19 protein-coding genes are annotated in these 22,946 nt (G+C 62.3%); 9 read left to right on the forward strand and 10 right to left on the reverse strand.

The window, feature by feature from the left end; all coding sequences use genetic code 11:
* Positions 1-2: 2 nt before the first annotated feature.
* From cheB to IGB42_RS19050, 5 genes are all read right to left on the reverse strand, one after another.
* Complete coding sequence (gene cheB / locus IGB42_RS19030; RefSeq protein WP_159674667.1) at positions 3-1,058, reverse strand: chemotaxis-specific protein-glutamate methyltransferase CheB; 1,056 nt, start codon at positions 1,056-1,058, stop codon at positions 3-5.
* A 24-nt stretch (positions 1,059-1,082) separates the two neighbouring features.
* On the reverse strand, positions 1,083-2,531 hold the full coding sequence (locus IGB42_RS19035; protein ID WP_159674669.1) for a chemotaxis protein CheW: 1,449 nt from the start codon (positions 2,529-2,531) through the stop codon (positions 1,083-1,085).
* Positions 2,528-4,450, reverse strand: coding sequence for a methyl-accepting chemotaxis protein (locus IGB42_RS19040; RefSeq protein ID WP_159674671.1), 1,923 nt, complete (start codon positions 4,448-4,450; stop codon positions 2,528-2,530). Before IGB42_RS19040 ends, IGB42_RS19035 begins: the two co-directional genes overlap by 4 nt.
* Before the next feature lie 270 nt (positions 4,451-4,720).
* Positions 4,721-5,221 (reverse strand): single-stranded DNA-binding protein, encoded by a 501-nt coding sequence (locus IGB42_RS19045; RefSeq protein WP_159674673.1) that lies wholly within the window; start codon positions 5,219-5,221, stop codon positions 4,721-4,723.
* A complete protein-coding gene (locus IGB42_RS19050) occupies positions 5,221-6,585 on the reverse strand; it encodes an MFS transporter (protein WP_159674675.1) in 1,365 nt (454 codons plus the stop codon). Before IGB42_RS19050 ends, IGB42_RS19045 begins: the two co-directional genes overlap by 1 nt.
* Before the next feature lie 98 nt (positions 6,586-6,683).
* Here IGB42_RS19050 and uvrA point away from each other — a divergent pair, with 98 nt between their 5' ends.
* Complete coding sequence (uvrA, locus tag IGB42_RS19055) at positions 6,684-9,551, forward strand: excinuclease ABC subunit UvrA (RefSeq protein WP_174764238.1); 2,868 nt, start codon at positions 6,684-6,686, stop codon at positions 9,549-9,551.
* A gap of 104 nt (positions 9,552-9,655) precedes the next feature.
* On the opposite strand, the gene IGB42_RS19060 is transcribed toward uvrA, so the two are convergent.
* The 3 genes from IGB42_RS19060 to IGB42_RS19070 form a co-directional block, all read right to left on the reverse strand.
* The gene (locus IGB42_RS19060) at positions 9,656-11,842 is read right to left on the reverse strand and encodes a FimV family protein (RefSeq protein WP_159674677.1); all 2,187 of its coding nucleotides are present in this window, start codon (positions 11,840-11,842) and stop codon (positions 9,656-9,658) included.
* Between the two features lie 69 nt (positions 11,843-11,911).
* Positions 11,912-13,048: a PilT/PilU family type 4a pilus ATPase gene (locus IGB42_RS19065; protein WP_159674679.1), complete on the reverse strand. Its 1,137-nt coding sequence runs from the start codon at positions 13,046-13,048 to the stop codon at positions 11,912-11,914.
* Positions 13,049-13,082: 34 nt separating this feature from the next.
* Entirely contained in the window at positions 13,083-14,126 is a 1,044-nt protein-coding gene (locus IGB42_RS19070) for a type IV pilus twitching motility protein PilT (RefSeq protein ID WP_159674681.1), read from the reverse strand.
* An 88-nt stretch (positions 14,127-14,214) separates the two neighbouring features.
* Here IGB42_RS19070 and IGB42_RS19075 point away from each other — a divergent pair, with 88 nt between their 5' ends.
* From IGB42_RS19075 to IGB42_RS19085, 3 genes are read left to right on the forward strand one after another with little or no spacing between them, the layout of a single operon-like run.
* Positions 14,215-14,928, forward strand: coding sequence for a YggS family pyridoxal phosphate-dependent enzyme (locus tag IGB42_RS19075; RefSeq protein WP_159674683.1), 714 nt, complete (start codon positions 14,215-14,217; stop codon positions 14,926-14,928).
* Positions 14,925-15,743: a pyrroline-5-carboxylate reductase gene (proC, locus tag IGB42_RS19080; protein WP_159674685.1), complete on the forward strand. Its 819-nt coding sequence runs from the start codon at positions 14,925-14,927 to the stop codon at positions 15,741-15,743. The genes IGB42_RS19075 and proC overlap by 4 nt, the downstream gene beginning before the upstream one ends.
* Positions 15,744-15,756: 13 nt before the next feature.
* A complete protein-coding gene (locus IGB42_RS19085) occupies positions 15,757-16,347 on the forward strand; it encodes a YggT family protein (protein ID WP_236822647.1) in 591 nt (196 codons plus the stop codon).
* Between the two features lie 118 nt (positions 16,348-16,465).
* On the opposite strand, the gene IGB42_RS19090 is transcribed toward IGB42_RS19085, so the two are convergent.
* Complete coding sequence (locus IGB42_RS19090) at positions 16,466-16,888, reverse strand: FxsA family protein (protein WP_159674687.1); 423 nt, start codon at positions 16,886-16,888, stop codon at positions 16,466-16,468.
* On the opposite strand from IGB42_RS19090, the gene cutA reads away from it, so the two are divergent.
* From cutA to IGB42_RS19105, 3 genes are read left to right on the forward strand one after another with little or no spacing between them, the layout of a single operon-like run.
* Positions 16,887-17,246 (forward strand): divalent-cation tolerance protein CutA, encoded by a 360-nt coding sequence (gene cutA / locus IGB42_RS19095; RefSeq protein ID WP_159674689.1) that lies wholly within the window; start codon positions 16,887-16,889, stop codon positions 17,244-17,246. The two genes, IGB42_RS19090 and cutA, sit on opposite strands and share 2 nt — an antisense overlap.
* A complete protein-coding gene (gene dsbD, locus IGB42_RS19100; RefSeq protein ID WP_159674691.1) occupies positions 17,243-18,787 on the forward strand; it encodes a protein-disulfide reductase DsbD in 1,545 nt (514 codons plus the stop codon). The genes cutA and dsbD overlap by 4 nt, the downstream gene beginning before the upstream one ends.
* Positions 18,787-19,269: a TlpA disulfide reductase family protein gene (locus tag IGB42_RS19105; protein ID WP_159674693.1), complete on the forward strand. Its 483-nt coding sequence runs from the start codon at positions 18,787-18,789 to the stop codon at positions 19,267-19,269. Before dsbD ends, IGB42_RS19105 begins: the two co-directional genes overlap by 1 nt.
* Positions 19,270-19,466: 197 nt before the next feature.
* Here IGB42_RS19105 and IGB42_RS19110 read toward each other — a convergent pair whose 3' ends face one another.
* Positions 19,467-19,775, reverse strand: coding sequence for a helix-turn-helix transcriptional regulator (locus tag IGB42_RS19110; RefSeq protein WP_236822648.1), 309 nt, complete (start codon positions 19,773-19,775; stop codon positions 19,467-19,469).
* A 240-nt stretch (positions 19,776-20,015) separates the two neighbouring features.
* Between IGB42_RS19110 and gpmI the strand changes: the two genes are divergently transcribed.
* Positions 20,016-21,569: a 2,3-bisphosphoglycerate-independent phosphoglycerate mutase gene (gpmI, locus tag IGB42_RS19115; protein WP_159674695.1), complete on the forward strand. Its 1,554-nt coding sequence runs from the start codon at positions 20,016-20,018 to the stop codon at positions 21,567-21,569.
* A 54-nt stretch (positions 21,570-21,623) separates the two neighbouring features.
* Positions 21,624-22,910 (forward strand): murein hydrolase activator EnvC, encoded by a 1,287-nt coding sequence (locus tag IGB42_RS19120; RefSeq protein ID WP_159674697.1) that lies wholly within the window; start codon positions 21,624-21,626, stop codon positions 22,908-22,910.
* The last annotated feature ends 36 nt before the right edge of the window (positions 22,911-22,946 follow it).

Genomic DNA, 22,946 nt, shown 5'->3' on the forward strand with positions numbered 1-22,946 from the left:
GCTTACTCCTGCAAGGTAAGGGGTTGCGGCAGATGGCCGCTGAGCGCAACCAGCGCATCGGCAATCGCCCATGCGGGCAGCACGTGGGTGGCGCCGCCCAGCTCAATCAGCGCGCGCGGCATGCCGTACACCACCGCACTCTCTTCAGCCTCGGCAATGGTGGTGCCCCCCAGCTGGAACAAGCGGTGCATGGCGCTGGCGCCATCGTCGCCCATCCCGGTCAGCATCACGCCGACCAGTTGCTTGGCAGGCACATGTTGCAGCGCGCTTTCCACCAGCATCTGCACCGAAGGGTGCCAGCGGTATTGATCCGATTCCGGCTGCGGCTGCAGCACCAGGCCGCTGGCTCGGCGCAGCAGCTGCAGATCGGCACCGCCGCGCGCCACGTAAACCGTGCCGGCCCGGGGTGCCACTGCGCGGCTCACTTCCACCACCGACAGCGCGCACAGTTGATCCAGCCGCTGCGCAAACGGGGCGGTGAAGTACGCAGGCATATGCTGTGCCACCACCACCGGGTAGGGAAAATCCGCCGGCAATGCCGACAGCAGTCCTTCCAGCGTGCGCGGCCCGCCGGTGGATACGCCGATCAGCACCAGGCGCTCATGCGCATGCGCCGGCCGCAAGATCGGGTCCACACGCGGCAGCCTGGCCTGCCAGCTGGTGATTACATGCGCTGCGGCAGCCAGCCGCACCTTGGCAACGATCTCCGCCCCCAGCTGTGCGGCATCGAGCTTGCCATCAGCCGGTTTGAGGATGTAATCGACCGCACCCAGTGCCAGCGCCTGCAGGCTTGCCGCAGTACCCTTGGCAGTCAGTGCGGAGAACATCACCACCGGGCATGGCCGTTCCACCATGATGTGGCTGAGCACGGTCAGGCCGTCGGTATCGGGCATCTCGATATCCAGGCAAACCACGTCCGGCGCAAATTGATGCAGCGCGCGGCGGGTTTCCTCGCCGTTGCTCGCGCATTGCACCTCGAAATCGTCCTGTGCCCGGAACAGGTCATTCAGGTAATGGCGTATCGTTGCCGAATCATCGGCCACCAGCAGCCGGATCATTGCGGCATCCTGCCGGCGGCATGCTTATTCATCATTTGCACCATCGGCCGCACCTGTCTCACGGGCAGGCGCAATGCGGGCATACAGCCCGGCAGGGTCCAGCTCCGCCAACAGGCGGCCATCCGCTTTCTGCACCACGTAAGGGATGATGCTTTCCTGCTCGGCAGACAGCGCGGGGGCGCTGCTGCGCTCGCCCGGGTAAACCGGCTCTATGCCGTCCACGCGATCGACCAGCAGGCCATGCAATACGCCATCCAGCGTCAACAGCACGATGCGTTGCCCGATGCCGGGCGTGGCGGCAGGCAATGCCAGCACCTTGCGCAAATCCACCACCCCCACGGTCTTGCCACGCCAGTGCAGAATGCCCGCCACCTGCGCTGGCAACTGCGGCACTGCGCCAAAGTCTGCGGGTACCCGTAGCAGGGTCACCACCGCCGCCAGCGGCAGCAGCATGGACTGCGCATCGACCTGGATCAGCAGTGCTTCGAAATCGGGTGTGGCTTGCATGGTTGGCTCTTCGTTGGCGGATGGCGCGGGCTGGTCGCCGTCTGCTGCAGTTGGCGATGCCAGCCCGGCGGTATCGATGCCGCCCAGATCCAGCAGTGCCACGGTGCGCTCCCGCGCGGCGTCGTGCCAGATGCCGGCCAGGTCCTGCAGCGCATGGCGCGCAGCCAGCACCGGCGGCACCGGCTGGATGGCGCTGTCATCCAGCAGCACCATGTCGTGCAGCCGGTCGACCGGCAGCCCGATCAAGCGGCCCGCCTGCAACGCCAGCACCAGCAAAAAACGTTGTGTCGCCGTGCCTGCAGCACGCTGCCATTGCGCGCCCACATCCAGCACCGCTACCTGGCCGGCCGGCAGCGTAGCTAAGCCCAGCCAGCCAGCCGTATCTGCAGGCTGCAACTGATCTGGCATCAAGGTAGCCTGCTGCAGGCTGGCCAGCGGCAAGCCGTATTCTTCGTCGCCAATGGCAAAGGTAATGAATGGTTGCCCGCGCTGCGCTGCTTCAGCGGCCTGTTCCGGCCGTGTAGCACTGGCGGTTTCCTGCACTGGCTGGCGCTGCCAGCTGCCCAGCAGATGCCGGCAATGCGCATCGAGCAAGGCCGCGATATCCGGCTCCGTCACGCCATCGGGTCGGGTTGCATGCTGCACCAGCACTTCGTCCACCAGCAGGCCCAGGCGCGCCGGGTTGCCCAGCATCAGCACCCGGTTGATGGCCGATGGCGGGCTGGCCGCATGCCCGCACAACACGGACAGCGCCAGCACCGGGCATACCCGGCTGCGGTGGTTCACGAGGCCCAGCACTGCGGCGGGTGCCAGCGGCATGGGCACCACCTGCCCGGGCCGCGTGATGGCATCGATGCCATGCAGCGCAAATACGTACTGCGTATCCGCCACCCGGCATACCAGGTAGCCGGAATCGATGGCGGATGGCTCGGCGCCGACGGGCGCGGGGGCCAGTGCCGTACTCATAGCGTGCTCAGTTCCTCGGCGACGGAGGCGATATCGTCAATCGCGCTCGACAACTCTTCTGCAGACTGCATCTGCTGGCGTGCGGCGGCAGCGGCAGCGGCAGCGGCTTGGCGCGCCTGCACCGCGGTGGTGGCAATCTGGTCGATGTTCATCCGGTGTGCGCCCAGGCTTTCGGCAATCTCGTGCGCGGCCTGCTGCAACTGCTGGCCCTGACTATCCAGGTCGGCCAGGCCACCATGCATGCCATCCAGATCGTTGCGCAGCGCAACCGTCTTGCCGGCCTCGGCCTGCGTGATCACGCCCACGTCTTCCAGCGTGCGGCGTACATCGGCCAGGTTATCCTGCGTATCGCGGATGATGTCCTTGACCTCTTCGGCGTTCTTTTGCGCTTCGGTGGCCAACGCCCGGATATCATTGGAAACCAGCAGAAAGCCCTGCCCGGCTTCCGGCGTACGCGCCGCCTCGATGGCACCGCTGACCGACAGCATGGTGGTCTGCATCGCCAGCAACGTCAGCTTGTCGACCAGTTTTTCAATCTGCCGGCCAACCCGCCCCAGTTGCACCACGTTGCCATGCCCGGTTTCATTGCCTTGATGAATGGTTTCAATGCCATTGATCAGATGCGTGACCACTTCACGGTTGGCCTGTAGCTGGCTGCTCATCTGCTGGTAGCGCTGCTGGATGGCCACCGATGCATCCGATGTCGCCTGCGCGCCCTTGCCGATCTGCTCGGCCACGCGCACCAGTTCTGCGGCGGCCCCTGCCTGCTCGCTGGTGCCGGTGTTGATCTGGCCCATCGCGGTCATGATCTGCGTGGCTGAAAAACTCAGCTCCTGCACCGCGGCCGCCAGTTGCTGGGATGATTGCGCCATTTCATCGGCGCGGATGCCCGATTCAGTGCCGGAGACGAGTTGCTCGGCCAGTGCCGCCAGGTTCTGCGCGGCCTGCTCGGCCTGTTGCAGCGACACCGATTGTTCTGCCACCGTGCGGGTGGCTTCTTCGGTAGCGGCGGCCTGCTCTTCCGCAGCGGCGGCAATCAGCTGCGCGCTGCGCGATGCCTGGTAGGTGGACGTGCTGGCATCCTGCGTGGCCAGGTTCACCTGCCGAACAACGCGCACGATCTCCTGCATGTCATTGATCATCTGCTGCAGTTGCCCGTTCAGGCCTTCTCCGGACGCCACCAGTGTTTCGATCTGTTGCAGCGATACCTTGATTTGCCCGGCCACATCACGCACCGCATTCTGGATCTGCTCGACCAGCAGGCGGATCTGCGCCGCATTGCGCTCGGCCGCACCGGCCAGATCACGCACTTCGCTGGCGATCACGGTAAAGCCCTTGCCGTGCTGGCCCGCCTTGGCCGCCTCGATGGCTGCGTTGAGTGCCAGCAAGTTGGTCTGGTCGGCAATGTAGCTGACGCCATCCAGAATGCCGGAAATGCGCGTGGCAGCGCCTTCCAGCTCGGTCACTTGCTGTACCGACAGCCGCTGCTTTTCCGCTACACGGGTCACTGCCGCGATCAGCGCATTGATGGCCGTCGATGCCGATTCGATCTTCTGCTGCAGTTGGCCGGCACGGCGCTGTGCCGCCTCGGTACTTTGCGATTGCGAGGCAATGGCGCCAGCAATGCGCTCCATCACCGCCGCGGAAGACTGCGATGCACGCGACGATTCCTCGGCCCCCACGGCGATTTCCTGGCTGGCACGCTTGAGTTCTTCCACCGCGCTGGCTGCCTCGACCACGCCGGACAACAGCTCGCTGGTGGCATTGGACAGGCGCTCGGCGATTTTCTGCTGGCGGCCGATCTTGCGGGCGCGCTCGCGCAGCCGTTCGGCGTCACGCTCCACGCGTTTGGGTTGCGCCGCCTCCTGCTGCTGCGATGCCGTTGCATTCGGAGTACCGGAAGTATTGATCAGCGCCATGGGAAAGACCTTGGATTGGAGTGCGTGCGTTTACCGTCGCGCTGCATGACAGCGGCGTCAGTTCTGCATGATAGTGAAACGACTGTAGGAAGGATGTAGGGAAACGTCTGACTCCTCGCACTACTCAGGTGCAATGCAAGGGGCGGCAAGCAGCGCTGGCTGTGCCAGCCGCGTTAGCGCCGCCCAAACAAAAACCGGGTTTGCGCTTGCGCAAAACCCGGTTGCTTGCCTGCGGCAATGCCGAGGGGTGCCTGAGGAGAGTCAGGCGAATCAGAACGGAATATCGTCCTCGAAATCGTCAAAGCTGCGTGCCGGCGCTGCCGGCTTGGGTGCTGCGGCCGCCTGTTGCTGGCGCGGTGCCGGTGACGGTGCGGCGCTGTATTCCTGGTTGAATTCGTCGCCACCACCCATCGGTGCGCTGCTGCCCGCGCCACCCCGGCCGCCCAGCATCTGCATCTGGTCGGCAACGATTTCAGTGGTGTAGCGGTCTGCGCCGGTCTGCTTGTCTTGCCACTTGCGCGTTTGCAGGCGGCCTTCCACGTATACGGCGCTGCCCTTCTTCAGGTATTCACCGGCGATTTCCGCCAGTTTGCCGTACATGGTGATGTTGTGCCATTCGGTCTTTTCCTGCTTCTGACCGGTTTGCTTGTCTTTCCAGCTGTCGGTCGTGGCAATGCTGAAATTGCACACCGCGCCGCCCGAAGGCAGGAAGCGGGTTTCCGGGTCGCGCCCGAGGTTGCCAATCAGCAGCACCTTGTTCAAAGAAGCCATCAGTGAGTCTCCGCAATCAATTGTTGCGCGGCGGCTTCGTCCCAGCCAGCTTGCAGGACTTTCAGCAGCGCCACGCGTTCGTCTATCAGCACGACGGCCTCTTTCACGCCGTCTATGGCTGCCAGTTTAACAGAGAGCGCCGCCGCATCGCCGGCCCACTGGTCACCAATATGGAACATGCGGGTCTTGACCGGCAGTGGCGGCTGCATGCCCCATGCCACGGCCAGCCAGATGCCGATCAGCACCGCGCACAGCGCGAATACCGGCGCCGGGCTCTGGAAATGCTGGTACAGCCAGCCCGCCGCTACCGAGCCCGCCCCCATGCCCACCGCCTGGCAGGTACCGTACACGCCCATCGCGGTGCCCTTGGCTTCGGCCGGGGCGATCTTGGAAATCAGGCTAGGCTGGGTAGCTTCCAGCACGTTGAATGCGGTGAAGTAGACCGCCAGCCACACGACGATGCTGGCAAGACTGGGTAGCCACAACGTCATGCCCAGTTGCGCCACCAGCATCAGGCCGATGGCAGCCAGGAACACCTGCTTGAGCAGGTGGCGCTTCTCGCCCACGATCACTGCCGGCACCATCAGCACGAAGCCGAACAGCACCACCGGCAGGTATACCCACCAGTGATGCGCCACTTCCAGCCCGCCGATCTGCCGCAGCAGCAAGGGCATCACCGTGAACATGGCCATCTGCGCCGCGTGCAATGCAAATACGCCGTAGTTGAGCCGCTGCAGCTGCTTGTGCCGCAGCACCATGGGCAGCCGTCGTGTATCGGTCTCTGCATCGGAATGGAAACGCGATACCACCGGGTCGGGAATCACCCGCCACACGCCGATCACCGCCGCCACCGCCAGCAAGCCCGTCAGCAGGAAAATGCCCGGCAGGCCGATCCACTCCGCCAGCTTGGGCGCGATCACCAGCGATACCGCAAAGGTGACGGCAATGCTGCCGCCGATCATTGCCATGGCCTTGGTGCGGTTTTCTTCCCGCGTCAGATCGGCCAGCAAAGCGGTAATGGCAGCGGAGATCGCGCCGGCGCCCTGCACCGCCCGGCCGACGATCAGCCAGCCGATGCTGTCTGCCGCCGCGCAGATCAGGCTGCCCAGCGCAAACAGTACCAGGCCGAAATAGATCACCCTCTTGCGGCCGATGTGATCGGACCACATGCCGAAAGGCAGTTGCAGCAGCGCCTGCACCAGGCTGAAAGCGCCAAACGCCCAACCCACCAGCGCGTGATTATCACCGCCCGGCAGATGAGCTGCGTAGACGGCAAATACCGGCAAAATCAGGAACATGCCCAGCATGCGCAAGGCGTAGAGCCCGGCAAGGCCGAGCGAAGCGCGCAGTTCGATAGGATTCATAGACTCGGGCCCGGAAATCAGTCACTTATCCGACTGACTTGGTACAAGAAAGTCCGATATATTAGCGGATTGCCCCTAGCAACGCAGAACCGCCAACAATGGCCGACACACCGACTTACAAACTTGCCAACAACACCGACGTGCCGATGATCCGGATACGCGGTGCACGCACGCATAATCTGAAGAACATCAACCTCGATATTCCGCGCGGCAAACTGGTGGTGATCACCGGCCTGTCCGGCTCGGGCAAGTCGTCGCTGGCGTTCGATACGCTGTACGCCGAAGGCCAGCGGCGCTATGTCGAATCGCTGTCCGCGTATGCGCGGCAGTTTTTGCAACTGATGGAAAAGCCCGATGTCGACCTGATCGAGGGCCTGAGCCCGGCGATCTCCATCGAGCAGAAAGCCACCAGCCACAACCCGCGCTCCACCGTGGGCACCGTCACGGAAATCCACGATTACCTGCGCCTGCTGTTTGCACGCGTGGGCACGCCGTATTGCCCCGAGCACCAGTTGCCGCTGCAATCGCAAACCGTCAGCCAGATGGTCGACCATGTACTGGCCTTGCCGGAAGAAACGCGGCTGATGGTGCTGGCGCCGGTGATCATCGGCAAGAAGGGCGAAAACCTCGACCTGTTCGACGAGCTGCGTGCACAGGGCTTCGTGCGGGTGCGCGTGGATGGCGAAGTGTTCGAGATGGACGCGATCCCCAAGCTCGACAAGAACAAGAAGCACACCATCGAGGTGGTGATCGACCGCCTGAAGGTGCGCGAAGACCTGAAGCAGCGGCTGGCCGAATCGTTCGAAACCGCGCTGCGCCACGCAGATGGCCGCGCCATCGCGGTGGAAATGGATAGCGGCAAGGAATACTGGTTCTCGGCCAAGTTTGCCTGTCCGGTATGCAACTACAGCCTGCCGGAGCTGGAACCGCGGCTGTTTTCGTTCAACAACCCGATGGGCGCCTGCCAGAAGTGCGATGGCCTGGGCCAGATCACCTTCTTCGATCCCAAGCGCGTGGTTGCCCACCCCGATCTGGGCCTGGCTGCCGGCGCGATCAAGGGCTGGGACAAGCGCAACCAGTTCTACTTCCAGATGCTGGTGAGCCTGGCCAATCATTACGGCTTCGATGTCGGCACCCCGTGGGATGACCTGGGCAGCGACATCCAGCAAGTGGTGCTGCACGGCTCGGGCCATGAGCAGATCGCCTTCACCTACATGAACGAGCGCGGCAGCAAGTTCGAGCGCGTACATGCATTCGAGGGCATCATTCCCAATCTGGAACGCCGCTACCTGGAAACCGATTCGGTCACCGTGCGCGAAGAGCTGGCCAAGTACCAGAACAACCAGCCCTGCCCCAGCTGCGGTGGCTCGCGCCTGCGGCTGGAAGCGCGCAATGTGCGCGTGGGCACCGAGAACCTGCACACCATTTCGCAGATGGCGCTGCGCGACACCGCCAACTACTTCAAGGCGCTGACGCTGGAAGGCGCCAAGGCACAGATTGCCGAGAAGATCGTCAAGGAAATCGGTGAGCGGCTGGGCTTCCTCGTCAACGTGGGCCTCGATTACCTGAGCCTGGAACGCAGCGCCGATACACTGTCCGGTGGCGAAGCACAGCGCATCCGCCTGGCCTCGCAGATCGGCTCCGGCCTGACCGGTGTGATGTACGTGCTGGATGAGCCCAGCATCGGCCTGCACCAGCGCGATAACGACCGCTTGCTGGGCACGTTGCGCCGGCTGCGTGATCTCGACAACAGCGTGATCGTGGTCGAGCACGACGAAGACGCCATCCGCGCAGCGGATTACCTGATCGACATCGGCCCCGGTGCCGGCGTGCATGGCGGCGAAGTGATCGCCGCCGGCCTGCCTGCGGACGTGATGGCGCATCCGGATTCGATCACCGGCCAGTATCTGACCGGCAAGCGCAAGATCGGCCGCCCCAGCGCACCCATCATTCCGGACCCGGACAAGTGGCTGATCCTGAAGGGCGCGCACGGAAACAACCTCAAATTCGTCGACCTGGCGCTGCCGGTGGGCCTGCTGGTGTGCGTGACCGGGGTATCGGGCTCGGGCAAATCCACGCTGATCAACGATACGCTGTACGCACTGGCGGCGCGCGACCTCAACGGCGCATCCAGCGAACCGGCACCGTTCCACGAAGTCCACGGCATGGATCACTTCGACAAGGTCATCAATGTCGACCAGAGCCCGATCGGCCGTACACCGCGTTCCAACCCGGCCACCTATACGGGGCTGTTCACGCCGATCCGCGAGCTTTTCGCCGGCGTGCCCACCAGCCGCGAACGCGGCTACGGGCCGGGCCGCTTCTCGTTCAACGTCAAGGGCGGCCGCTGCGAAGCGTGCCAGGGCGATGGCGTGATCAAGGTGGAGATGCACTTCCTGCCCGACGTCTACGTACCGTGCGATGTCTGCCATGGCCAGCGCTACAACCGCGAAACGCTGGAAGTGCAGTACAAGGGCAAGAACATCACCGAAGTGCTGGAAATGACCGTGGAAACCGCACAGGAGTTCTTCAGCGCGGTGCCGACGGTAGCACGCAAGCTCAAGACCATGATGGAAGTGGGCCTGGGCTACATCCGCCTGGGGCAAAGCGCCACCACGCTGTCCGGCGGTGAAGCGCAGCGCGTGAAGCTGGCGCTGGAGCTTTCCAAGCGCGATACCGGCCGCACGCTGTACATCCTGGATGAACCAACCACCGGCCTGCACTTCCACGATATCGACCTGCTGCTGACGGTATTGCATCGCCTGCGCGAGCACGGCAATACCGTGGTGGTGATCGAGCACAACCTGGACGTGATCAAGACCGCAGACTGGATCATCGATCTGGGGCCGGAAGGCGGCGCCGGCGGCGGCCAGATCATTGCTACCGGCACGCCGGAAATCGTGGCAAGAAATCCGGCCAGCCATACCGGCCACTATCTGGCACGCATGCTGGACGCGGCGCCCTGACGGCATTGCCGGTGCTGCAATGAAAAGGGGCCGCATATGCAGCCCCTTTTTTTCATGCACGGTATTTTGTCAGGACAGGCGGGTATGACGGCGGCCCGCGACGGCTACAGCCCGCGGGACGGCGCCAGCTTGTCCAGCCATTTCATCGCGGTCATGCGTTGATCCAGCGTGCCGTGGTACAGCGTTTCTTCCAGCAGGTGGAAGGCAGTATCCAGATCGTTATCTGACAGATGCTGGGCAATCTGCTGCAGCAGCGGATCATCCGATACAAACTGCTTCGGGTCGATATCGGCCACTTCGGATACGACCATGCCGGTTGCCGGAGTAAACACCAGCGCATCCGACTCATCCACATCAAAACTCAGCCGCGGCAAGATGGATTCATGCCCGGTGCTGATGTCTTGATGATGCACCGGCGCTGCGGCCGGAGCCGGAATCGGAATCGGAATCGGAATCGGCGCAGGCTCACGCACCTCCTCAACCCTCACCGGGGCAACAGGCGCCTGCTGCGGCAGCGTACCGCCAACGTTGCTGGGCGGTGCCAGCCCGGCTTGTTCGTGCATCATCGATGCGAAATCGAGTGCATCACGCTCCGGCGACGAAGTCATCACCGGCGGCGCATTGGAAAGCTCCAGCAATTCGTCAGGCTGGTCATCCAGCGAACGGTAGAGCGGATTATCCGGATCCAGCTGGCGGCCCAATGCCTGCACCTGCTGCCAGAGTGCGTCACTGGCAAACTGCAGGCGGAATGCTACCGCGCGTTCCTGGAACGCCTGTTTCATGCCCTGCTGGCAATGCACATCGAACAGCTTCATCCACAATGCAAGTGCAGTCGGGTGCTGGCCCAGCTCGTGATCAAGCAGATTGATCGCCTGCTGGATCAGCCCATGATCAATCAGCAGTTGCGCCTCTTCCGATACATTGTTCGGCTGCACCACATCGACTTCATCATTGTGGAAGTCTGTCGCCGCCTGGGCGATGTTCTGCACCAGTTCACGCATGCCCAGTGATGTGTTGGGTACAAAGCCCGGTTGCGGGATCGCGCTGCGCACAACCGGCTGGGCACCCAGATTGGTCGCAAACGAGAAAGACTCGGCTTCTTCATATTCACGACGCAACCGCCAGCGGCGGTATAGCCAGGCAGCAGCGCCACCGATGAGCACGAAGGGAGCGAGTGCCCACCACCAAGCAGGGCCGTCAGCAGGCTGCGCGGGCTTGCCTGCTTGCGGCTGTGAAACGCCGCCCTCTGCGTCGGGGGTTCTGGACTTCACTGCCGAAAGTTGTTTTTCCAGCTCGGAGATCTGGTATTTCAGCTGCAACAACTGTGCGGTCTGATCATCCGACGACAGCGCCAGCAGGTGCTCACGTACCCGCAGGCTCTCCTCCGGGCTCATGTCCGATTTGCGGCTGGTATCGAGCGTGGGCGCGGACAGGCGCAGCTGGAAGCCGCCATCACCTGCAGCAATGCGATTCTCGTCGCGCGCTGCCTGCCGGGGTTGCTGCGCAGCATCGATCGGCGACGCCTCAATACGCAGCGGCGGCAATGGTGCAGGTTGCGCCGGCATGTGTTGCGGCTCTACCGGCGCTGCCGCCACTTCGTCTCGCCGTTCCGGCAACACACTCATGCGATCAGGCAAGCGGATCTGTATATCTGCCTGCAACCTGGCCTGCAGGCTTTGCGGCAAATCGGGATTCAGCAGATACAGTGCATCGACAAAACGGGCGCGGCTGCCCTTGTCGCGCGGGAAATAGGCTTTGGAAATCTGGTCGACCCTGTCACCTTCACGGCTCAGCCAGATCCCGCCCAGCGGTGGCATGCTGCGCCGCGCAGCCGGTTCGCTACGCAAAGCAGCGCGTGCCTCGGCTTGTGGTGGTGCCGTGTATTCACGCGGATCGAGCAGGATGCTGTAGTCGCGCTGGAACACACGGCGGTCTTCATCCGGGCATTTGGCCCGCACCGCAACGCTCATCAGCGGCTCGTCGACCTTGTCTTCGCCGTAGATCATCAGGCGGCCACTATGCTCGTCTTCAGGCTGGTAGACCAGCCGTGCGCGGCGCAGCACCGGCGGCGCATCATCACCCAACTGCTGCGGTGTCACCAGCCGGAAACAATTACTGGCCAGACTTTCGTCGTCCGCACCAGCCACACTGACCGACGCCTGAAAACGCTCGCCCAGCGCAGAGCGCACCTGTATCTCGCCCAGCATGGCGGCGTGTACAGGCGTAACGACACCCAGGCCTCCAGCCAGCAAAGCGGATCCGAGTGCTGCAAAAAGCGGGGAATACTTCATTCGGCTCAATTTATCCTCATCAGGCACTTCTGAAGGTGCCTTGGTCGCTAGCTCAATGATAGAGCCGCGCTAGACGATGTCCAGATGATCGATTCCGGACAGTACATCCTTTTGTTGAGCATCGGTACTGTTGAGTTTGATCTGCAAGCGCAAGTCATTGACCGAATCGGCGTTTCTGAGCGCATCTTCGTAGCTGATTTTCCCGGCTTCATACAGATCGAACAAGCCCTGGTCGAAGGTCTGCATGCCCAGCTCGCGCGAGCGCTTCATGATTTCCTTGATCTCGTGTACTTCACCCTTGAAGATCAGGTCGGAAATAAGCGGGGAATTGAGCATCACCTCGACAGCTGCAACCCGCCCCTTGCCGGAACGATGCGGCACCAGCCGCTGCGACACGAAAGCCTTCAGGTTCAGCGACAAGTCCATCAGCAACTGCGTGCGGCGCTCTTCCGGGAAGAAGTTGATGATGCGGTCCAGTGCCTGGTTGGATGAGTTGGCGTGCAGCGTGGCCATGCAAAGGTGACCGGTTTCGGCAAACGCAATCGCATAGTCCATGGTTTCGCGGTCACGGATTTCGCCGATCAGGATCACGTCCGGTGCCTGGCGCAGCGTATTTTTCAGTGCGGCCATCCACGAATCGGTATCCACGCCCACTTCGCGCTGGGTAACGATGGAATTGCGGTGCTGGTGCACATATTCGATCGGGTCTTCGATGGTGATGATGTGGTCATACGCGCTTTCGTTGCGGTGCCCCACCATCGCAGCCAGCGAAGTCGATTTGCCCGAGCCGGTACCGCCAACGAAAATCACCAGGCCGCGCTTGGTCATCGCGATGTCCTTGAGCACCGGCGGCACGCCCAGATCATCGAGCTTGGGAATTTCGGAATTGATGGTCCGCAGCACCATGCCCACATGCGATTGCTGCATGAAGGCATTCACACGGAAGCGCCCCAGGTTGCCCGGGCTGATGGCGAAGTTGCACTCCTTGGTGGCTTCGAACTCTTCGGCCTGGCGGTCGTTCATGATCGAGCGCGCCAGCTCCTTGCTGTGCTGCGCGGTCAGTACCTGGTTGGAAACCGGTGTAACCCGGCCGTCAATTTTCATCGCTGGCGGAAATTCCGCGGTGATGAACAGGTCGGATGCGCCCTTGGCACGCATGTGCTTGAGCAGATCCTGCATAAATTTGGCGGCTTGTTCTTTTTCCATGACGGGCTCTATTCAATGACTGCTGGGCTATGGATCAGCCGCGGAAGTTGTCGGTGTTCATCGCCTTGCCGCGGGCTTCCGCCACCGACACGATATTGCGGCGCACCAGGTCAGACAGACACTGATCCAGCGTCTGCATGCCGAACTGCTGGCCGGTCTGGATGGACGAGTACATCTGCGCGATCTTGTTTTCGCGGATTAGGTTACGGATGGCCGGAATACCGATCATGATCTCATGCGCAGCCACACGGCTGTTGCCATCCTTGGTCTTGAGCAGCGTTTGCGAAATCACCGCGCGCAACGATTCGGACAGCATCGAGCGCACCATTTCCTTTTCCGCGGCCGGGAACACGTCGACGATACGGTCGACTGTCTTCGCCGCCGAACTGGTATGCAGCGTGCCGAACACCAGGTGGCCGGTTTCCGCAGCGGTCAACGCCAGGCGGATGGTTTCCAGGTCACGCATTTCGCCCACCAGAATCACGTCCGGGTCTTCCCGCAATGCCGAACGCAGCGCGTTGGAGAAACTCATGGTATGCGGGCCGACTTCCCGCTGGTTGATCAGGCATTTCTTGGATTGGTGCACGAACTCGATCGGGTCTTCCACGGTCAGGATATGGCCGTATTCGTTTTCGTTGACGAAATTGATGATGCCGGCCAGCGTGGTGGATTTGCCCGAGCCCGTTGGCCCGGTCACCAGCACCAGGCCGCGCGGGTTCTGCGCGATTTCCTGGAATACCTTGGGTGCATTCAATTCTTCCAGCGACAATACCTTGGAAGGAATGGTACGGAATACCGCACCGGCACCGCGTTGCTGCACGAAGGCATTGACGCGGAAACGCGCCAGATTGGGGATCTCGAACGAGAAGTCGCATTCGAGCGTGTCTTCATACACTTTGCGCTGTCCGTCGTTCATGATGTCATACACCATGTCGTGGACATCCTTGTGTTCCATCGGCGGCAAATTGATGCGGCGTACATCGCCATGCACACGGATCATCGGCGGCAGGCCGGACGAGAGGTGCAGGTCAGACGCCTTGTTCTTTACGGCAAACGCCAAGAGCTCGGAGATTTCCATTTATAATTCTGTCCTTTGGCGATGTCGGCCCGATAGATAAGACGCCGCGCGCAAACGCTGCCGGCCACGTAGTAAGGTTCAAACCATTATGGCAACGATATTTGCGAGGTGGCAAGGCGTGTTGGCACGCATCCGGACAGCCGTGACGCTGGCCGGCCGTCCTGCCGATGCCGTGCAACTGCTCGCAGTCAGCAAAACTTTTCCCGCCGCGGATATTGCCGAACTTTACGCGCACGGCCAAAGGGATTTTGGAGAGAATTACGTGCAGGAGCTTGCGGGCAAGGCAGAAATGCTGGCCAATCTGCCCGAACTGCGCTGGCATTTCATCGGCCCATTGCAAAGCAACAAGACCCGTATAGTGGCAGAAACCGCCAGTTGGGTGCATGCAATCGACCGGCTGAAAATCGCTGAACGCCTTTCCAGCCAACGTCCGGAACACTTGCCGCCCTTGCAGGTCTGTCTGCAGGTCAATGTCTCTGGCGAAACGAGCAAATCGGGCGTCACCCCCGAAGGACTGGGCGAACTTGCACAGGCAGTAGCCGCGTTGCCAAGACTGAAATTACGGGGGCTGATGTGTATCCCGGAAGCGACAAATGATCAAACCTGGCTGTCGGAACAATTCCGCCAGTTGCGGCAGCTGCAGCAGGCATTGAATACACAAGGCCTGCAACTGGATACTCTTTCCATGGGAATGTCTGGCGATCTCGAAAGCGCAATTACCGAAGGGGCCACACTGGTCCGTATCGGCACCGCCCTGTTCGGCACGCGGACCATCTCAAATCAAGCGCAAGGAACAACATGAAAATCAGCTTTATCGGCGGCGGCAATATGGCTGCAGCAATGGTTGGCGGCATGGTCAGCCAGGGTTTCAAGGGCAACGAGATCCATATCGTCGAGCCCGACGCAGATAAGCGCAGCGAGCTGGCCCGCCAATTCGGCGTCAGCGTGGGCGCGCCGGACGACGTGCTGCCCGCCAGCACCGCGGTGATTTTCGCCGTCAAGCCGCAGCAATTGCGCCCGATCGCCAGCACGTTGGCGCCCCAACTGGCCGATACGCTGGTGATCTCGATTGCGGCCGGCGTACGCGCCGATACGCTGTCGAAATGGCTGGGCGGGCTCGACCGCATCGTGCGCGTGATGCCCAATACCCCGGCGCTGGTACAGGCCGGCATTTCCGGCGCGTTTGCCAGCGCCGGCGCTACCGCGGATGACAAGGCACTGGCCGAGCGCATCCTCGATTCCATCGGCGAAACCGTCTGGGTAAACGAAGAAGGCGATATCGACGGCGTGACGGCGATTTCCGGCTCCGGCCCGGCGTATGTGTTCTATTTCATGGAATCGCTGCAGGCAGCAGCGCGTGCGCAGGGCTTCGAGCCGGAAACGGCCCGCAAGCTGGCGTACCAGACCTTTGCCGGCGCCATCAAGCTGGCGCTGCAAAGCGATGACGATGCCGCCACGCTGCGCCAGAAGGTCACCAGCAAGGGCGGCACGACAGAGCGCGCGATCAATGCACTGGAAAACAGCCAGGTGCGCTCGACCATCATCGCGGCAGCCTCGGCTGCGGCTGCGCGCTCCAGGGAGTTGGGTGACGAACTCGGCCGCGATACGCAGGAATGAGGAGCGCACAGCGATGATAGCCAATGCAATGGATTTCCTGATCCGCAGCTTCGCCGGGTTCTTCATCCTGGCGCTGCTGGCGCGGTTTTACATGCTGGCGCTCAAGGCCCCGTTCAAGAACCCGCTGGGCCAGTTCATCATGGCGCTGACCAACTGGATGGTACTGCCCACCCGCCGCGTGCTGCCCGCAGTGCGCCAGTATGATTCGGCCACCTTCGTGGTGGCCTGGGGCTGGGCGTGCAGCATGTACGTGCTGCTGCTGTGGCTGTCCCCATGGCCGTTTGCATTCGGCGCACTACAGTCGGTAGTGGCCATTGCGCTGACCGGCCTGCTGGAGCTGCTGAAAATGTCGCTCTACCTGCTGTTTGCCGCAGTGATCGGCCAGGCGCTGCTGTCATGGGTGGCACCGTACAGCCCGATGATGCCGCTGTTCAACACGCTGACCACGCCATTCCTGCGGCCACTGCGCCGGGTCATCCCGCCGGTGGGGCATGTGGACATCACGCCCATGGTGCTGGGCATTGTCATCGTGGTGCTGAACATCTTCGTTGCCGGTGGCCAGCAGGCGCTGCTCAATGGCATCCCGCTGCCCACGCTGAACTGACGGGCGCGCCGCGCGCAAGTCAACCACACGGCCAGCCAACCAGTTAGAGCACTGCTACCCGAGGGGTGGTCGTGCAGCAAGCGATGCCGGCCATTGCCGGCATCGTTGCAAGGGGCCATCAGCCCTGGTCGCCACCTTCGAGATGGCGACTGCGGTCGGTGCGCGGGTCTACCCGGCGGTATTCGCCTTCCAGCGTACCGTCCTGGGGCGCCTTGGCCGCAGCCTGGCTGCGCCCCCAAGGCAGCAGCATCAGCAGGGCAATCACATCGCCGATCACCCCGGGCAGCAGCAGCAACAACGCTGCGATATAGTAGCGGGCTACCCAGAACAGGCTTTGCGGCGTCAGTCGGCCGGCGCGCGCATCTGCCAGCAGCGACATGCCGATGGCCAGCTTGTGATGGCGCAGCATCAAAAAGCCCGCCACGGCAGCGATGGCTAGCCAGGCCAGCAGCCAGCCGGTGCCAATGGCATCCGCCAGCAGCACCATGGCAATGATTTCAGCTACTGGGTAGGCCAGCAGCAACAGCAACAGGTAAGGCATGAATACTCCGATCCAATCTCGTACAAGTCCGGCCCCACTAAATGGGGTTGCTCTGGTAATTTGCAATTGCCCCGATACCGCCACCGCCGAACGGCTAGCGCACGGCCTGATCGAAAACAGGCTGGCCGCATGCGTGAACCGTTTGTCGCCGGTGCTGTCGATCTACCGCTGGGATGGCCGCGTGGAAACGGCCGAGGAATACCCGCTGCACATCAAGACCACGGTCGATGCCTGCCCGCAACTGCTGGCCTGGCTGGTGGCGCACCACCCCTACGACGTGCCGGAAATCATCGTGCTGCCTGTCACCGACGGGCTGCCCGCTTATCTGGCATGGGTACATAACGAGGTTAATGCATGATACGCCTGCTGTTCACACTGATCCTTGCGCCGTGGCTGGCGCTATGCGCCGGGCTTGCGCACGCCGAACCCGATCTGCTGCCGCCGGACAAAGCCTTCCGCGCGGAAATCAACCGCATCGATGCGCGCACCGTCAACATCCAGTTCCGCGTGGCCGATGGCTACTACCTGTACCGCGAACGCATGCGCTTTACGCTGCAGCCCGCCGGCGAGCTCACGCCGCAATACCCGCAGGGTGTGGTCAAGGACGACCCCAGCTTCGGCAAGGTGGAAGTTTACAAGCACGATATCGCCGTCACACTGCAGGCCGCGCAAGACCTGCCCGAGGGCTTCAGCGTGGCCGTGCGCTACCAGGGCTGTGCAGAAGCCGGTGTGTGCTACCCGCCGCAGACCGTACAGCTGAGCATGAGCCACACCGGCCGCAACGGCGGCAGCGCAGTGGAAAAACTGTTCGGCGATGCACAGCCGGCCCAACCCGCCGGAGAGAACTATTTCTCCGGCACGCCTGTTGCAACACTCGGCCTTTTTTTTCTGGCCGGGCTCGGTCTTGCCTTTACCGCCTGCATGTACCCGCTGCTGCCGATCGTGTCGTCGATCGTGATCGGTGCGGGGCAAGCAGGCCGGGGCCGAGCCCTGATGCTGACGCTGACCTATAGCCAAGGGCTGGCACTGACCTATACCGCAGTGGGGGTGGCGGCAGCGCTTACCGGCACATTGCTGTCGGTGTGGCTGCAGCAGCCATGGGTGATCGGCCTGTTTGCGCTGTTCTTCGTGGCCATGGCGCTGTCCATGTTCGGCGTATTCAGCGTGCAGATGCCCGGCGGCCTGCAAAGCCGCGTGGCCAACTGGTCCAACCGCCTGCCCGGCGGGCACTACACATCGGTATTCGTGATGGGCGCCATTTCGGCCGCCATCGTCGGCCCGTGCATCGCACCGCCACTGGCAGCGGCACTGGCGTATATCGGCCAGCAGGGCGACCCGCTATTGGGCGGTGGCGCGCTGTATGCAATGGCGCTGGGGCTGGGCGTGCCGCTGATCGTGGTGGGCGCCGTCGGCAACACCCTGCTGCCACGGTTACCCAGCTGGGTGATGAAAGCGGTGCAGAGCGTGTTTGGCGTGGTGCTGTTGCTGATGGCGGTATGGATCGCACGGCCGCTGTGGCAACCGTTGCTGGCCGAAGCGCCGCCGGTGGCATTCGTTGCCGTGGGCAGCAGCCAGGCGCTGGACAAGCAGCTTGCCGACGCTGGCAAACCGGTCATGCTCGATTTCTATGCCGACTGGTGCGTCAGCTGCCTGGAGTTCGAACGCGAAACCCTCAGCGATGCCCGTGTGCAGGCTGCACTGAAAGATTTTGTGGTGCTGCGCGCGGACGTGACCAAAAACAGTGCTGACGACGCCGTGCTGCTGCGCCGCTTCGGCCTGTATGGCCCGCCCGCCATGCTGTTCTTCGATGCTGCGGGCAAGCCATTGCCGCAGCGCGTGATCGGCTTCCAGAATGCCGATGCCTTCCTCACCACCCTGAACGCGATACGGAAACCCTGATGCGCCCATTCCCGACCATGCTGCTGGCCGCCACCCTGCTGGTTGCCATCACCGCCCCCGCTTTTGCCGCCAAGACCTTTTTCGATGCCAGCCTGAAAGGGCTGGACGGCAAGCCGCAGACATTGGCCAAGTATCGCGGCAAACCGCTGGTGGTCAATTACTGGGCCACCTGGTGCTCGCCGTGCCGCGAGGAGATTCCGGAGTTCGTCGCGCTATCGAAGAAATACGCCGGCAAGGTGCAATTCCTCGGCATCGCCATTGATGACGCCAAGCTGGTTACGCAGTTTGCCCGCGAGTACAAGATCGACTACCCGCTACTGGCCGACGAAACCGGCGCCTTCACGCTGATCCAGCAGGAAGGCAACACGGCCGGCGCCTTGCCGTTCACCGTGGTGTACGACAGCCAGGGCAAGAAAGTGCTGACCAAGCTGGGACGGATCAAGGGCGAAGCACTGGACGCGGTGCTGAAGACGATCAAGTAATCACTACTGACAAAACCTTGCTGGCGGCGTTGTGCGCAGCGACCGGATCGGCAGCGCTTGCCTGCCGCGCAGCATCGGTTTTTGCCTGGCAGTGCCAAGCGCAGTAGTAAAGTATCGTATGCTGTTTAAGATGTCGCGCCGGAGGTAACAGCTTGGCGCTGGTAGTCTGCAGGGCCAGACAGGCCCCGGAATGGAACTTACTTGGAGAAGGCGCAGAACACGTCGCGGAGCATCGCAATCACTTCCAGCGTGCGGATATCGCCCACCCGGTAGTAAACGCGATTGGCATCCTTGCGGGTACGCAGTACACCCTTCTCGCGCATCAGCGCCAAGTGTTGCGAGATATTGGACTGGGTCGTTCCGACCTGGTCGACGATATCCTGCACACTGACTTCCTGGTCCCCCAGAACACACAGTATTTTCAGCCGCAAAGGATGCGACATGGCCTTCATGGCCCGCGACGCCTGCTGGATATGGTCGTCGCTCATCAAATCAGGATGGTTCACCGTCTTCCTCTAAGTCTTTGGTGGCACTTGCTACCCGCCCACTGGTGCATTATAGGGATACGGGTACATAAGTGCTTTCTTATTTTCTTATATGGCGACTGCTGCCGCTCTGTTTGTACCGAATTGCCCAACGGCAGGCGTGGGCAATCGATTTCAATCGGTTAGAATACTACCCATCTTTGGAACCCCTCCGCAACGGCTTACAGGCCTGTTGCGTCTCTTTACAAAGCGAACCCGATCATGCCTAACGCCAGCGCCACGCCTTCCGTCAAACCAGTATTGCTGCTCATTCTCGATGGTTACGGCTACCGGGAAGAGGTCAAGGACAATGCAATTGCCGCGGCCAGCAAGCCCAATCTTGACCGCATCATGGCAGAGCACCCATGGACGCTGATCAACGCATCCGAACATTATGTGGGTTTGCCGGATGGCCAGTTCGGCAACTCGGAAGTGGGCCACCTCAATATCGGCGCGGGTCGCGTGCTGCAACAGGACATCAGCCGCATCGATTGTGACGTGGCTGACGGCACCCTCGGGCAGAACGCGGTGTTTGCCGCCGCCATCGAAAAAGCCCGCGCCACCGGCAAGGCACTACACATCCTGGGGCTGGTTTCCGACGGTGGCGTGCACGCGCACGAAGCGCACATCCATGCACTGATCGCCGATGCCGCCAAGGCTGGCGTAAAAAACATTTACATCCATGCATTTCTGGATGGCCGCGACACCCCGCCGCGCAGTGCAGAAAAATATCTGCAGAAACTTGATGCCGTCTGTCAGGCAGCGCAGAGTGCGCGCATTGTCGGCATCGTTGGCCGCTACTGGGTGATGGACCGCGACAAGCGCTGGGAGCGCGTGCACCCGGCGTACACGCTGATCACCGAAGGCCAAGGCCTGCACCACGCCGATACCGCGGTGGCAGGCCTTGCCGCCGGTTACGCCCGCGACGAGAACGATGAATTCATCGGCGCCACCAGCATCGGCGCACCGGCTCGCATGGAAGACGGTGATGTCGTCATCTTCATGAACTTCCGCGCCGACCGCGCGCGTGAAATCACCACCGCGCTGACTGACCCGGCTTTCGACGGCTTCGAGCGCCCGCGTCTGATCCAGTTCGGCACCTTCTGTACGGCAACCAGCTACGGGGAAAGCTATTCCTTCCCCATCGCCTATGAAAAACCCAAGGTCAAGAACAGCTTTGGCGAGTACATCGGCAACCTGGGCCTCAAGCAGCTGCGCATCGCCGAGACCGAGAAATACCCGCACGTCACCTACTTCCTGTCCGGCGGCGAAGAGAAAGAATTCCCCGGCGAAGACCGCATCCTGGTGCCCAGCCCCAAGGTAGCCACCTACGATCTGCAGCCGGAGATGAGTGCGGTTGCCGTGACCGAAAAGATCGTGGAGGCCATCGAATCGCAACAGTACGCGGCCATCATCTGCAACTACGCCAATGGCGACATGGTGGGCCATACCGGCATCCTGTCCGCGGCGGTGAAGGCAGTGGAAACACTGGACGCCTGCGTGGCGCGCTGCGTCGAAGCGATGCAGAAGATCGGCGGCGAAGTGCTGATCACCGCCGACCACGGCAACTGCGAGCAGATGTATGACCCGGTTGCCCACCAGCCACATACCCAGCACACCACCGACGTGGTGCCGTTCATCTACGTGGGCCGCCCGGCCACGCTGGCTGCACGTGGCGAAGGCGCGCTGAAGGACATTGCCCCCACGCTGCTGAAGATGATGGGCGTGCCGCAACCGGAAGAAATGACCGGCCACGCGCTGGTGGAGTTCAAGTAAGCAGTGCGCAGCGCCGTCTTTTTCCTGTTGCTGGTGGCTGCATCAGCCGGGGCCATGGCGGCTCCGGCTGATGGGAATGCACGCGTGCAATCGGCGCAGACGCAGGAAGAACTGAAGGCGCTGCACGGCCAGATCGATGACCTGAAGAAGAAGCTGGCGGCCAACGAATCCAACCGCAAGGAAGCGGCTGATGCGCTGAAGGATTCGGAAAGCGCCATTTCGGATGCCAACCGCGTGCTGGGCGATCTCACGCAGAAGCGCCAGCTGACCGAGGCCGAACTCGCCAAGCTGGAAGGCGATATCGCGCAGACGCGCATCCATATCCGCGCCAGCCAGCAACGGCTGGCTGAGCTGCTGAACACGCGCTACCGCGCCGGTGACCTGGAAGCGTGGAAGCTGCTGCTGAACCAGCAGGACCCGAACCAGGTCAGCCGCACGCTGGGCTACTACCGCTACCTGGTGGATGCACAGCAGCGCTTTGCCGCGCAATTGCAGGGCCAGTTGAACGAGCTGAGCCGCCTGGCCGAGGAAATCCGCGAGCGCAATGCGCAGCTGAAAGCACTGGCCCGTGCCAAGGCACAGCAGAAAGAAGCGCTGGAAGACCAGCAGCAGGAACATGCATCGCTGGTCAGCCAGCTATCGCGGCAGATCGACAGCCAGCGCAACGAAATCCAGAAACTGGCGGCAGACGAAAAACGCCTGACGCAGCTGGTAGACCGGCTCAATGCCATCATCAGGGAACAGGAACGCCAGCAGGCGCTGGCCCGTGCCCGTGAACAGGCCCGGCAGAAGCAGCTGGCAGCGCAGCAGGCGCGCGCGGCCGCCAAGGCCGCAGCCAAAGCAGCTGCGCAAGCCAAGGCAGCAGGCAAGCCCGTGCCGCCCGCCCCCACCCCGGCACCGGTTACCGCAAAGATCAACGATCAGCTGCCGGATGCGGCGCAGGCCGGCCAGGCGTTTGCCGCGCTGCGCGGCAAGCTCAAATTGCCGGTGAAGGGCGAGATTACCAACCGCTTTGGCAGCCAACGTGCCGAGGGCACTAGCTGGAAAGGCCTGATGATCCGTGCCGGCGCTGGCCAGGGCGTGCACGCGGTGGCATCCGGGCGGGTGGTTTTTGCCGACTGGCTACGCGGTTTCGGCAATATGGTGATCGTCGACCATGGCGGTGGCTACCTCAGCCTGTACTCCGGCTGCGAGAGCGTACTGAAGCAAGTTGGCGACAATATCAAGGCGGGTGACACAATTGCCACTACCGGCAACAGCGGTGGCATGGCAGACTCCGGCTTATACTTCGAAATAAGACAAAACGGCCGCCCGCTCGATCCGCTCGCATGGGCTGGCTGACTACTCGGCAGTACTCACCTCAACCCGCATATCCAA

This window comes from Andreprevotia sp. IGB-42, from assembly GCF_009848685.1.
Lineage (GTDB): Bacteria > Pseudomonadota > Gammaproteobacteria > Burkholderiales > Chitinibacteraceae > Andreprevotia.

What these genes read in the sequence shown, in the direction of transcription:
- cheB (WP_159674667.1), bottom strand. Translation starts at nt 1,058, where the DNA reads ATGATCCGGCTGCTGGTGGCCGATGATTCGGCAACGATACGCCATTAC.
- IGB42_RS19035 (WP_159674669.1), bottom strand. Translation starts at nt 2,531, where the DNA reads ATGAGTACGGCACTGGCCCCCGCGCCCGTCGGCGCCGAGCCATCCGCC.
- IGB42_RS19040 (WP_159674671.1), bottom strand. Translation starts at nt 4,450, where the DNA reads ATGGCGCTGATCAATACTTCCGGTACTCCGAATGCAACGGCATCGCAG.
- IGB42_RS19045 (WP_159674673.1), bottom strand. Translation starts at nt 5,221, where the DNA reads ATGGCTTCTTTGAACAAGGTGCTGCTGATTGGCAACCTCGGGCGCGAC.
- IGB42_RS19050 (WP_159674675.1), bottom strand. Translation starts at nt 6,585, where the DNA reads ATGAATCCTATCGAACTGCGCGCTTCGCTCGGCCTTGCCGGGCTCTAC.
- uvrA (WP_174764238.1), top strand. Translation starts at nt 6,684, where the DNA reads ATGGCCGACACACCGACTTACAAACTTGCCAACAACACCGACGTGCCG.
- IGB42_RS19060 (WP_159674677.1), bottom strand. Translation starts at nt 11,842, where the DNA reads ATGAAGTATTCCCCGCTTTTTGCAGCACTCGGATCCGCTTTGCTGGCT.
- IGB42_RS19065 (WP_159674679.1), bottom strand. Translation starts at nt 13,048, where the DNA reads ATGGAAAAAGAACAAGCCGCCAAATTTATGCAGGATCTGCTCAAGCAC.
- IGB42_RS19070 (WP_159674681.1), bottom strand. Translation starts at nt 14,126, where the DNA reads ATGGAAATCTCCGAGCTCTTGGCGTTTGCCGTAAAGAACAAGGCGTCT.
- IGB42_RS19075 (WP_159674683.1), top strand. Translation starts at nt 14,215, where the DNA reads ATGGCAACGATATTTGCGAGGTGGCAAGGCGTGTTGGCACGCATCCGG.
- proC (WP_159674685.1), top strand. Translation starts at nt 14,925, where the DNA reads ATGAAAATCAGCTTTATCGGCGGCGGCAATATGGCTGCAGCAATGGTT.
- IGB42_RS19085 (WP_236822647.1), top strand. Translation starts at nt 15,757, where the DNA reads ATGATAGCCAATGCAATGGATTTCCTGATCCGCAGCTTCGCCGGGTTC.
- cutA (WP_159674689.1), top strand. Translation starts at nt 16,887, where the DNA reads ATGAATACTCCGATCCAATCTCGTACAAGTCCGGCCCCACTAAATGGG.
- IGB42_RS19090 (WP_159674687.1), bottom strand. Translation starts at nt 16,888, where the DNA reads ATGCCTTACCTGTTGCTGTTGCTGCTGGCCTACCCAGTAGCTGAAATC.
- dsbD (WP_159674691.1), top strand. Translation starts at nt 17,243, where the DNA reads ATGATACGCCTGCTGTTCACACTGATCCTTGCGCCGTGGCTGGCGCTA.
- IGB42_RS19105 (WP_159674693.1), top strand. Translation starts at nt 18,787, where the DNA reads ATGCGCCCATTCCCGACCATGCTGCTGGCCGCCACCCTGCTGGTTGCC.
- gpmI (WP_159674695.1), top strand. Translation starts at nt 20,016, where the DNA reads ATGCCTAACGCCAGCGCCACGCCTTCCGTCAAACCAGTATTGCTGCTC.
- IGB42_RS19120 (WP_159674697.1), top strand. Translation starts at nt 21,624, where the DNA reads ATGGCGGCTCCGGCTGATGGGAATGCACGCGTGCAATCGGCGCAGACG.